Raw genomic sequence first — 13604 nt, forward strand, 5'->3', positions numbered from 1 at the left:
GTATGAAATAGGACGAATATCGTGTCGGCAATTTACGAGTGTAATTGCTTGAACAACTGATCGGCCTGCTCAACATTTAATTCACCTTGCAGCACCTTCTGGATCAACGCTTGCATGGGCTGCATAGAAGTTGACTCTACAGGCACTTGGTTTGAAGCTTCCGCCGATTTGCTTAATTCCTTTGCTAAATATTTTGAAAATTCTTTGATGTTAGGATAGTCATAGACTCTGGTTGCTGAAATAGCCGTTCCAAACCGTTTATTCACGTCCTGTACCCACTCTACGCCTATAATAGAATCCAGTCCCATATCGATAAATTTATCGTCCCGACCAATATCCTTTTCGTCCATACTCAAGGATTTCGCAAGACTTTCAATTAGTTCCTTCTCTAATGTATCCACCCGTACAGCCGTAGGCCCATTAGCAGACCCCTTGACGACCTCATTCTTGATAGCAGGTTGCGGTGAGGAAATGATAGTTTTAGGTTGCGGCGGAGCAGATTGCAATTCTGCGAGCTTGGCTCCTGCCTTTTTCGGTGTATCAGCTACCTTCTCGATGTCAGAAACCGAGCGCAGCAAAATACCCTGCGGTTTTTCAGGTACCTTCGCCAATGTCTGTACTTGCACATTAGCGTTGACCGCAGGAGGGATGAAAACGGGCTCTTGCGCCGGAATATCAACTACAGGAGGCTCAATCTCGATCTCCTTGAACTGGCTTCCGAACGTAGAGATCCAATAGCTCTCCTGGGCAAATGGATAGGTTGGCAGACTCATCCGACGAGGTCTAACCTTTCCGTAAAGCCTGTTCCAATCGAATAGCAGACCCTGAACCCACAGCTCTGCCAGCTTTGTATACTTGCCCTTGCTTATCCAGATATCCACCAATTGTTCCATGTCCTCGTCTGCTTCAAGAACAGTCAGGATATCTTTATTTTTCTTTGCCTGACCCGCATATAGTCCGTCGATATCCTCATTTCCCGCCAGGAAGTTCTCCAGCTTTCCTTCAAGCTCCCTCGTAGACCTAGCTAAGACTGCTAACCGTTCTTCCATGGCTTCCCGTCCCACCTGAAGGGTAAATGCTATATCCTCCAAGCTGGCTTCCGCGTATTCCGGCGCTCTGAGTGCAGAAAGCAATCTTTGTACCTGCTCGTACAATCGCTCTTGATTTTTGGCCGACAGCACGACCATAGCCGGGCTTTGCGATATCATAGCAGCTTGTCTAGTCTCCTGCACCTCAGGGATGTATTCCTCAATAAGCACATGTGCGTTGGAGCCTCCAGCACCGAAAGAGGAAATACCTGCAATTCTCGGGTATTCAACGGTCTTCCCATTTATAGTGACAACCGGTCTTTTCCACTCTTCAAGCTCCTGCTGAACTATAAAAGGACTATGGCTAAAGTCGATGTTTGGGTTGAGTGTGCTTGAATGCAGAGAAGGTGCGATTTGCCCGTATTTGAGCTGAAGGAGCACCTTTGTTACTCCGGCAATCCCTGCCGCACTCTCACAATGCCCTATATTGGATTTTGCCGATCCAATGGCGCAGAATTGCGTGTCTTCTGTATATTCGCGGAAAACCTTTTGCAATCCAGCGATTTCAATAGGATCACCTAAAGATGTCCCGGTGCCATGCGCTTCGATATAACTGATTGTTCTGGGGTTTATTCCAGCTTTTTTAAAGACCCTTCCAATTACACTAGCCTGCGCCTTAGGATTTGGAACCGAAAAACCATTGGTCTTCCCGCCGTGATTCACGGCGGTTCCCTTGATAACCCCATATATGTGATCGCCGTCTGCAATTGCTTTGGTCAGCGGTTTGAGCAACACGGCCCCTACACCTTCACCCGGCACATACCCATCTCCGCCTTCTCCGAAGCTTTCACACCGCCCCTTGCTTGATACGAATCTTCCCTGCCCAAGCATCAGGTATTTGTTCGGATGAATGGAGACATTGACACCACCAGCAATGGCAAGCTCACAATCGTCTTGCTGTAAGCTCTGGCAGGCTAGATGAATGGTCGTCAATGAGGATGAGCACATCGTATCCACAGCCATGCTCGGCCCGTGGAAATTACAGAAATAAGAAACACGGTTTGCAATGGAGGCCGGATTCCCTGGTACGGCAATCATTTTTCCTCTAGCCTGCTCCTGCGCCCCGTAAAGCTGGTATTCTTCGTACATAACGCCGACAAAAACGCCTACATTCCTTTCTGGTCCAAGCCCTTCTCGTGTATAGCCTGCATCCTCGATCGTTTCATAAACGCATTTCAGGAACAAGCGCTCCTGTGGATCGATGATTTCTGCTTCTCTAGGAGAGATGTTGAAAAACTTCGGATCAAATTGATCCACGCCTTTGATAAAGCCTCCCCACTTGCTGTAAGCTTTTCCAGACTTGTTCCCTTCCTCGTCAAAGTATATGCTGTGATCCCAGCGATCTTTGGGAATTTCTGTAATACAATCCTTTCCATCACGCAGATTACTCCAGAATTCGCTAACATTCTCGGCCTCAGGATACATGCCCGACAAGCCAATAATGGCTATATCTTCGGTTCTGCCTGCTATTTCTGGTTGTGGCTGAAATTTTTTGTGATCAGGCAATTTTGCCTGAGCCGGCATTTCATGAGCTTGTCTTCGGCTGCCGAAAAGCGCCCTTCCCGGGTTATCCTTCCCAATGGAAGACGTAAACGCTTGGACAGCGTTGACCTCTTCCTCCATTCCAAGCAGTTGAATCAGCTGCTTCTGGTGAACTTCAAGAAAATATTGGGTCAGCTCCCGGATACTTTGGTATTCAAAAAACAACGTTTTGGGTAGTGTTCCGAATGTTTTCTCCAGTTCACGTGTCAACTGTCTGATCATAATGGAATCAATTCCATACTTCTCCATAGGAGCATCAACCTCAATCTGCCTTGCCGGCAGTCTGATAGATGCAGCGAGCAATTGCTTTAAATAATTTGCTGCTTTTTCGGCAAGCAGGTCTGGTTCGATTCCCGACTCCTTTCTGCTCTCCATGATCATAGAGGAGGCATCTTCAGCCTGTTTCAGGGATGGCTGGTGCAGGAGCGTTTCTCTGAGCTGGCTGGCACGCCCTTCCAATACCATGACTTGATCTTTTCCAGAAGCCAGACTCTGGTGCAAAGCCCGCATTCCTGTGTCGGTCTCCATAGCGAACATCCCCATTTCCTCCATGATTTGTTCCGTTTCACTATCAATACGCATTCCGCCTTCCTTCCAGAGCGGCCAGTTGATTGAAAGCGTCTGCCCATAACGTTGCTTCTGTTCTACAAGTGTATTGCGATATCTGGCATAGGCATCCATAAAGGCATTGGCAGCAGCATAGTCAGCCTGTCCTATATTCCCAAGACTGCCTGCCACAGATGAAAACAGGATGAAAAAGTCCAGCGGAATATCCTTGCAGGCCTGATCCAAATTCGTTAACCCTGAAACTTTTGGCGCCAAAACTTTCTGCAATTCCTCTTCTGTTTTTTTAATAATAAAATTATCGCTGGTCACTCCTGCGGCATGAACAATTCCATCCAGCTTCCCAAACTCTTCCTGAATATCCCCGATTAAATCCTCAACCGCTCTGTTATCGGCGATATCGGCCTGCCGAAATACAACTCTTGCTCCTAGGGCCTCTATTTCCTCAATCCTTGCTTTGGCATGACCGCGGAGCACAGATCGTCCGACGAGAATTAAAGCAGCATCTTTGGTCTGTCGCGCGATTTCTTCTGCCAGCATCAAACCAAGACTACCTGTTCCTCCGGTAATTAAATAAACCCCTTTGTCCTTCCAAGGAATACGGTTCACTTCCTGCGAGGATTTGATTTCCGACCATGCGGTAGCATATCGTCTGCCCCACTGGTAGCGGATATGTGTACTCATGAAGTTGCGGCTATTTTCTTGCAGGATATTTATAATACCTGCTGCATCTTCCTCCATATCCACTTCGATCAGTTGGCTCACTAGTGTGGGGTTCTCAAGCTGTGCTGTCTGTAAGAGTCCGTAAAGTCCAGAGAATACCTGTTTGTGATCCTGTACCGGAACGACAAGTTGAATCAATGTTTTGTGTTTGGATTGGGTTTTAAGCAGCTGTTGAATTTGCTCAAACACCTGAGTTGCAAAAGTTCTAAACCTTGCATCCATGCTTTTCTCTTCGGATTGCAGGATGAGACAATGCACCCCGTTCATTTGTGCTTCAATCATTTCCCCGGAAATATGTGCTGGTTCACATAAAATCACCAGATGCTGCTGATACTCAGGTGTTGCTCCTCTCGGGGCAAGCGCTTGTTCTTCCCATACAGGCTCAAGCATTAAAGTCTCAGGTATCGTCAACTCATCTGATTCTCCTGATTCCCTTGTTCCTTCTTCTGCAATTCGTGATGAGAAGCCCTTCATCCTTACACAAACCTTCCCCTGCACGTCGCACAAATCAATATCCAGCTTTTGCACCGAACCATCCTGTCTGCTGCCTTCACCATAACGGACCCAAGCCCACATCTCTGATGTGCAACCGCTAAACACCTCAAGTTCTTCCACAGCAAACGGTAAAGCCGGCTTTGGCTTGATAGAAGCTTTACCGTCAGACATGAGGTCTCCGCCTGTTTCCATAATCAGGCCTATGGACGCCTGCAAAGCAGAATCCATCAAGCTAGGATGCATCACAAACTGTCCCATGGTCTGGTAAACAGAGGTAGGCAAGGACAATTTGGCAAGTACCTGATCCACCCCAGTGTAGATCTTTTCAATTCCTTGATGCCCTGGCCCATAGGAAACCTGCATGGCTGCAAACGCCTCATAACACCGCTGGGATGTATGGGTACCCAGATTGCACTGCTCCAGCAGGGCTCCAATATCTATGGCAGGAATCTCAGCAAACGGAGCAATCGCTGCCCTGCCTTCGCTATGCACAACTAGCTCTGTATCCGCTGATTCAGACTTGCTGTAGATTTCATAGGCAATTTCTCCGCCATCTTGCGGATAAAGCCCGATATTTATAGCAATCGGCTGCTCCTCAGCTACCACAGGCCGGAGCCATAGTACATCTTTTAGACGAACACGAATCCGACTTTCTTCCGAAGATGTAGCGACTTCCTCAAATGCCGCTCGCGCCATTTCAAGGTAGGCCACTCCTGGCAAAAGCTTCTGTCCCTTAATCACATGGTCAGCGAGGAAAAATTCTCTTCCCGTAAATGTGGAGCTGAACTGAAGGCCATAAATATCAGACGTATTTCGCTGAAGCAAAGGATGAATGATAGCTGACATCTCCTGCTTCAACCCAACATCGTTGGCCCCCCTCAGGTTATGGATATCAGTTACACAATATCGTTCTCTGGCAAAAGGATAGGTAGGCAGGCTAATACGGTTCGGCTCATTCTTTCCGTATAGCACGTCCCAATCAAAAACCGCGCCTTTTACCCAAAGACGTGCGATTTGGGCATAGCTGCTTTCACTAACTAACGCCTCAATGGTCGCGGTTGCTTCCTCTCGTGTTCTCCGGTCTCTAGTCTCTTCTCTATAGCGTTTGGTCTGCCCCACATATAAGCTATGAATATCTTCTCGGCCTTCCACAAATCCCTTTAGCTTGTCTTCAAGCTCGAAAAGCGAAACTGCAGTGAAGGCCAAGCGTTCCTCCATTGCTTCGCGTCCCGTCTGCAGGGTGTACGCTATGTCTCCCAGGCTGCTGTCTGTGAACTGACGCTCCCGAATTGCAGCCAGCAATTGCCGCGCCTGATCTTGCAGCTGTGCTTCAGTCTTGGCTGACAGCACAACAATAGCCGGTTTTTGGGTAGTGAAGGTTACCGGAGTTTTAACCTGATTTTCTGGAACATATTCCTCGATGATCAAATGGGCATTGACGCCGCCGAAGCCAAAAGAGCTGACTCCCGCTCTCCGAGGAATATTGTTCCCAGAAGCATCTTGCTGCTGCTTCCATTCACTCGTCTCCTGGACGATATAGAAAGGACTGTCTTCAAGTTTGATATAGGGATTCATTGCATTGCAATGAAGGCTTTTAACAAGCTTTTTATGCTTCAACTGAAGCAGCACTTTGATGACACCTGCGATGCCGGCAGCCAGTTCCAGATGTCCGATATTGGTCTTCACTGAACCTAGGCCACAATGGGGCTCTTTGATCCCGGGTCCCTTTGCACTCTCATATAGCTCTTTAAAGGCTGCTTTCAATCCGTTAATTTCAATTGGATCGCCCAATTCGGTGCCTGTCCCATGGGCCTCAATGTAAGAGACTGTCCTTGGGTCGATACCAGCCTTTGTATATGCATCTACCAGTAAATCCGCCTGTGCCCTCGGATTGGGTGCTGTCAGGGAATTGGCCCGGCCTCCATGATTAACGGCTGTGCCTCGGATTATACCGTAAATATGATCTCCAGCCTTTTCTGCGTCCTTCAGCTTTTTCAGGAAAAGCATACCTGCCCCTTCACCGCGCACGTAACCGTTGGCTTGATCAGAGAAGGTTTTGCATCGGCCATCCTCACACAGCATCCCTGCTTTATTGAAGCTGATATGAAGCTCAGGTGTGATAATCACATTGACACCACCTGCAATGGCCATTTCGCAGCTTCCATCTTCTATAGCCTTTACGGCCCGGTGAATGGCCACCAGCGAACTGGAGCAGGCAGTTTCGACAGGCTCGCTCGGACCATGAATATTAAGGAAATAGCTCATACGATTCGGTCCCACCGATGGCGCCATTCCACTGGAGGAGTATGCCTCGACACCAACATTTCCCTGATAGATCATTCCGCTGTAGCCACTGTTTGCGGTTCCTGCAAAGATACCTGTATGGGTTCCAGATAGCCCTGCTGCCGGAATCCCAGCATCTTCAATTGCCTTCCAAATATAAGTCATCAACAGACGCTGCTGCGGGTCCATGAGTGCGGCTTCCCTCGGTGAGATCCCAAAAAATAAAGGGTCAAACTCATAGATCCCGTCAATAAACCCGCCCCACTTGATGTTTGTTTTATTGGTCTCATCCGCAGGGTCACCGTAATATGCCTTCCAATCCCAGCGATCTTCAGGTATTTCAGTGATACAATCCCTGCCTAACTCAAGATTTTTCCAAAACTCATCTACATCCCGGGCCATGGGAAAGACACCGCTTATGCCTACAATTGCAATAGGTTCAGAACCAGCCTGGGTCTGTTGCGGCATAGCTAGCACATTCTCGTTTGCAAATCGGGAACGCTGGCGTCTACTGCGGATGCAGTCTTCCCTATCATCCTCTTCATTCTGCACAGCAGGCTCAATCCGGGTCTGGACGACAAACTGCTCACCAAGCAAGGTGGCATATTCGTCCACTAAATACCTGCAGAAGTCATGAAGGGTAGTGTATTCAAAGAATACAGCAGGTGTCAGCTCAAGTCGGTACAAGTGATTGATGTTGTTGGCAAATTGCGTGAGCAAGATGGAATCGAAGCCATACTCACTCAGTTCTACATAGGCATCAATATCTTCAAGTTTGACTTTCAGCAATTTCGATACCGCCTGTATCATGGCGGTCTGCACCTTGTCCAGCAGGTCCGGTGCGGCATTCCTTTCAGTAGAAATTGCTGAAATACTCGCTGAAGTACCCGCCTTATTTTCAAGCTGTCTGGTTTCCGAAATCGCTATTAAACCTACTGTTCTTTTCATTTTTTCGAGATTGCCTTCCATCACCATAACCTGATCAGCACCTGTAAGCATGGCACGGTACAAGGCCTGAATGCCAGAAGAAGTTGAAATACTGCCTATGCCTGTGTGCTGTTTTACCAGCTTCTCTGTCTCTTCATCAATATGCATCCCGCCTTCTTTCCATAGTGGCCAATTGATAGATAACGTTTGCCCCTGGCGCTGCTGCGATCCTGTCAAAGCATTTCGGTATCTGGCGTAAACATCCATAAACGCATTAGCGGTAGAATAGTCCGCCTGTCCCTGATTGCCCAGTCCTCCGGCTACCGACGAAAACAGAATGAAGAAGTCAAGAGGCAGGTGCTTGCTCGCCTGATCCAAGTTCACTACTCCTAAAACTTTGGGAGCGAGAACCTCCAGCATTTCCTCGCTATTTTTTTTGAGTATGCGGTTGTCACGAATTACTCCTGCACTGTGAATGATGCCATTCAGGCTTCCGAATTCTGCCTCAATTCCCCGAATTAAATCAGCCACCGCCTGCTCCCGGGTCACATCGGCCTGCTTATATGCTATTCGTGCTCCTAATGACTCCAATTTCTTTATCTCTGCCCGCTTGCCCTCATCCAGTGCGGAACGCCCCGTTAAAATCAACACGACATTATGGACTTTATTCACTATCTCTTTGGCAAAAATAAGTCCCAAGCCACCGGCACCACCGGTAATGAGGTATACTCCGTTCTCCTTCCACGGGATGTCCGCCATTTCCGGAGAAAACACAACCTCTTTCCAACTGGAAATCCACCGTTTGCCTTTGCCATACCGGATCTGGATGTCTTCAGGACTCCAGCTGTTTTCTTTTAAAATATCTTTGATTGCACTCGGGGCCTCATCCTGTTCAACTTCTATCAACTGTCCCACCAGTTTTGGATGTTCTATTCTGGAGGTTTTTAAAAGACCTGAGAGCCCTGATACAAGCTGCTGCTCGTCCTGCCCTGTAGTGACAATCTGGATCAGCACCTTGCCATTAGTTTTTTCCCTGAAAATTCTTTGCATTAGCTCAAGTATCTGAACGGCGTAATGCTGAAACTGTTCCCCGATTCCGTTTTGATCAGGTTGCAATAATATGCATTGTACGCCGCTTATTTGAGCTTCTACTTGTTCACAGGAAATACTGGACGGCGGGCAAAGGATCACGACATGGCGATCATATACAGGTAAATCACCCTCTATGGTAACTCCCTGCTCTTTCCACACGGGTTCAAGCATCAAGGTGCCAGAATTGGACTGCGCGTCTGAGGGAATAGAGTCTATATCCAGAATTCTTGATGAATAACCCTTTATCCTCACGCAGATTTCTCCGCTTTCGTCGCTCAGGTCAATATCTAGTTTCTGTACCTTATCCCCTGCTTTACCGTCTGCACTGTATCGAATCAGCGCCCACATGGTGGAGCTGCAATGTTTTATAATTTCAACTTCCTGAATGGCATACGGCAGAGCGGCTTTAATCTCGCGAGAGCCCAGCGTCAAGCCTATGGATGCCTGCAAAGCTGAATCAATCATGCTTGGATGCAGGACAAATTGGCTTTGAGTGTCAGAGACTGAGGAGGGCAAGGATAGCTTCGCCAGCACCTGACCTTCTCCCGCATATACCATCTCAATCCCTTGATGGCCAGGGCCATAATCAATTCCTAAATCTCTGAAAACGCTATACAATGCTGCCGGATAGAAGCTTCTGCTGCATGTATCCTGCAAATCTTTAATATTCAATGCAGGGACCTCCAGCGCCGATCTCCGTACTGCATTGCCGTAGCTATATATCATGAGCTCTGTATCATCGGCTCCGTTATTTCCATAAATCTCATATGAAATCTCTTGATGTTCATTCTGGAAAAGCCCGATATGCAGCTGTATTGGGCCATCCTTTACGGCAATAGGCCGTGCCCAAACCACGTTTTTAAGGCACATTCCGACCTGGTCGCCCTCATCCATCCCCAGTGACTGCTCCACTGCCGCCCGGGCCATTTCAAGAGATGCGGCCCCAGACAGCACCTTGCGCCCATTCACCACATGATCCTTCAGGAAAAACTCCTGACCTGTAAAAGTAGAACTGAATCGCTGTTCCGAAAAATCGGAGGTGTTTTGGTGCAACAAAGGATGAAGTGAAGCAGCCATGACAGAAGTCGTGCCTTTGCCTGCGTTACTGTCTAGCTCGGGCGCCCAGCACCGCTCTTTTGCAAAAGGATAGGTGGGCAGACTAATTCGGCGAGGCTTGATGTTCCCATACAGCTTGTTCCAGTCCATCGTTAGCCCCTGTACCCACAGCTCCGCAATTTTTTCTAATTTTCTCTTCTTGATCCAGGTTTCAAGCAAGGATTTGGCATCTTCATCTGCCTCAAAGAGCACGATCCCGTCCTTGCCCTTTTTCACCTGAGCCGTCAGGACTCCAGCTGGCCGTTGATGATGAACAAAGCCATGCAGCGCTTTTAGCAGGTTCTCTTTTGAATCTGCCACAAAAGCCAAACGATGGTTCATCGGCTCACGGCTTACCTGCAGCGTATACCCGATATCTTTCAAGTTAAGATTTGGCTGAGATGCAATAAAGTTTCTCATATTTTCGGCATAGGTTACTAATTGCTGCTCATTTTTGGCAGACAATACGAAAAGAACGGGACTATGCGGTTCGACGTCTGCTGGTAATCTTCCAACTTCAGGACGATATTCTTCAATAATAAGATGGGCATTGGTACCGCTAAAACCAAAAGAGCTCACAGCGGCACGCCTTTTGTTCCCACGAGAAGGTTCCCAGTCCTTTAATTGTGTGTTTACATAAAATGGAGAATCATCAAAATCAAAATGCTCGTTCGGATTCTTGAAATTCAGCGTCGGTACCAGTTTCTTATGTTTCATGCATAACAACACTTTTTGCATACTTGCTACGCCTGCTGCTGCCGAAGTATGCCCGATATTGCTCTTTACCGAGCCTATGGCACAAAAGTTCTTCTGATCTGTTTTTTCTTTGAAAGCTGTGCATAAAGCCTCCAATTCAATAGGATCGCCCAACTTGGTGCCTGTCCCATGCATTTCAACATAGCTAATACTTTCGGGTTCAATCTGATACTTATTGTAGATCTCCTGCTCAAGCTCTATTTGGCTGTTCGTGCTTGGAGCGGTAATTCCGTTGGTTTTTCCATCCTGATTGATCCCAGTTCCGATAATAACCCCATAGATATGATCCCGGTCAGCTTCCGCATCCTTTAGCCGCTTCAGAACCAGCACCCCTGCTCCTTCGCCTGGAACAAAGCCGTTGGCACTATTGTCAAATGACTTACACTGACCATCTGGTGACAACATTCCGGATGCAGACATACCTAAATAGGATTCAGGAGTCAGGTATAAGGACACACCGCCGACCAGCGCCATTTCAATCTCTTTATTGGATAAAGCCTGGCAAGCAAGGTGAGTTGCCACCAGCGATGAGGAGCATGCCGTATCTACGGATATGGCGGGTCCTTTCAAATTAAGGAAATAGGAAATACGAGCCGCTGCAATAGCGTTGCTGTTCCCGGTAGTATTGCTGAACTGTGCTTCATTTTTGTAGCGCATCATACTATACTCATTATTTAAAATACCAAGATAAACACCGCATTTTTTATTTCCCAACTGCGAGCCGCTATAACCTGCATCCTCAAAGGCTTTATAGGCTTCCTGCAAAAAGATGCGCTGCTGCGGGTCCATCCCTTCCGCCTCGGTAGGAGATATATTAAAAAATAACGGATCAAAATATTCTATATCCTTCAGGGCACCCAGCCACTTGCAATTTACTTTTCCCTCTTGTGCCGGGCGCGGATCATACAATGGGTCTACGTCCCAGCGGTTCTTCGGGATTTCAATAATGGAGTTTTGACCTTGAGCAAGATTTTCCCAATATTGCTGTACATCTTCGGCACCAGGATATCTTCCCGAAATCCCGACAATTGCAATTGCATCTTGATTTTCAGAAGTTGCTGGCACCGTTTCCTCTTCTGCTTTTACCCGACGCAATGGCACCGTTTCCTCCTTAGGGAGCTGCGCTGGAGAGCATTGGATCGTGTCTGGTCGCGGTAAATGGACTTCTGCTATAGGTTTGACCGTGTTCGAGACTGTGTTCAAGGGCTGTTGAACGAAGCTTTTCTTGCCCCCATGCTTATTGATTTCTTGTGCCAAAAACTCGGTAAATTGCAGAATAGTCGGATAGTCGTAGACCTTGGTAGCTGCAATGGATGTGCCGTAGCGCTTATTCAAATTTCGAATCCATTCTACGCCTATAATCGAATCCAGTCCGATATCAATAAAGTTTCTATCTGCTTCAATCTCGCTTTGCTCCATGTACAAGGCTTCAGCCAGGCTTGCCGTCAGTTCTTCCCGTAATTGCTCTGTGGCGACACCAGACGGAGTCGTGCCGAATTGCGGCTGCTTTTCAGGCGATATTGGCATTAAATTAATCTGAAGTGAGGCCTCTGTCTGCTTATCCGTTTCCAATGATACGAGCGGCGGTAAATGCTTCGCAGGCGCCTGATCCGAAATAGACGCAGCAGAAGGCGGCATGATGAATTGGGCCATACGATCGCCCAATTCTTTTTCTAAAAATTTGCTGAACTCCCGTATGGTCGGATAATCGTAGACTTTTGTCGCTGTTATGGATGTATGGTAGTACTTGTTAATGTTTCGAATCCACTCTACGCCTATAATGGAATCCAATCCAAGATCCACAAAGTTTTTATCCTCATCGATCTCTTCCTGATCTATATATAAAGCTTGCGCCAGACTTGTTGTCAGCTCCTCCTGCAATATTTCCGACGATATGGATAGAGCAGGAGTAGCAGGTACCTGCTCTTCCGTCTTGTTGTCATTCTCTGACACGCGCATTACCCCTTCCGGGGAAGTTAAAATAATCGGTGCTGTCTGCTGATTGGCAGACTTGCTAAGCTGTGGCTGATTGTCCGACAAATTCCGTAAGGAAATCCCGCTTGGTTTTTCAGAGCTACCCGTAAAACCGGATCGCATTAGAACTTCAGGAGGAGCAGGCTGCATTACTTGAGACTCAACAAGAACTGCTTTTTCCTGAGATTTCATAGGAATTCTTTCTACGGATGGGATCGTAATATCCGTGATCCAGTACCGCTCCTTTGCAAAAGGATAGGCTGGCAGGCTTATTCTCTGCGGCTTGACATCTCCATAAAGCATGCTCCAATCCATCGCCAGTCCCTTTACCCAAAGGTCCACTATCTTCGCATATTTCCGTTTCCCGATCCAGGCAGCGATCGTCTTTTCCATATCTTCATCTTCTACCAGTGCAGTCAGCGCCTCTTTGTTCCGCTTGACCTGACCTCGGTACAGCTCGGAGATCCCGTCTTGGCCTTTCAGGAATCCTTCCAGCTTTTCCACCAGTTTCGACATCGATTCGGCAATGACCGCCAGGCGTTCTTCCATCGCTTCACGTCCTACCTGGAGCGTGTAGGCTGCATCGGCCAGATTGCTTTCGGTGATCTCCCCTTTCCCGATCACGGACAGCAATCTCTCGACCTGCTGTTTCAATCGTTCCTCATTTTTGGCTGACAACACGATAATCACAGGATTGTGAGCTGTCACACGAATTGGCGCCTGCTCTTCAGGAACGTACTCTTCAATGATGACATGGGCATTGGCGCCTCCTGCTCCAAACGATGAAATTCCAGCCATCCTCGGGTACTCCTGGGTCTCTCCATCGAGCTCAACCACCGGCCGCTTCCATTCCTCCAGCTCCTGCTGGACGACAAACGGCGTCTGCTCAAAAGGAATGTTCGGATTTAGTTCCTGGGCATGCAGGCTGGGAACCAGTGTCCGGTTTTTCATCTGCAGGACAATTTTCCCAATCCCTGCGATGCCCGCCGCCGCCTCCAAATGTCCGATGTTGGACTTCACAGAGCCCACGGCGCAAAATCCCTTGTCTGCCGTGTCCTTCCTGAA

Annotated in this window: 1 protein-coding gene (running past one end of the window); it reads right to left on the reverse strand. The window is 47.9% G+C overall.

The window, feature by feature from the left end:
* Positions 1-32: 32 nt before the first annotated feature.
* Positions 33-13604, reverse strand: the 3' portion of a protein-coding gene (locus ACN6NF_RS15640) for an SDR family NAD(P)-dependent oxidoreductase (RefSeq protein ID WP_474318500.1). It continues 6192 nt past the right edge of the window; 13572 of the gene's 19764 nt are visible here — the last part of the coding sequence; the start codon falls outside the window, past its right edge — the gene reads right to left on this strand; its stop codon occupies positions 33-35.

The organism is Paenibacillus sp. TSM33 (assembly GCF_056099025.1).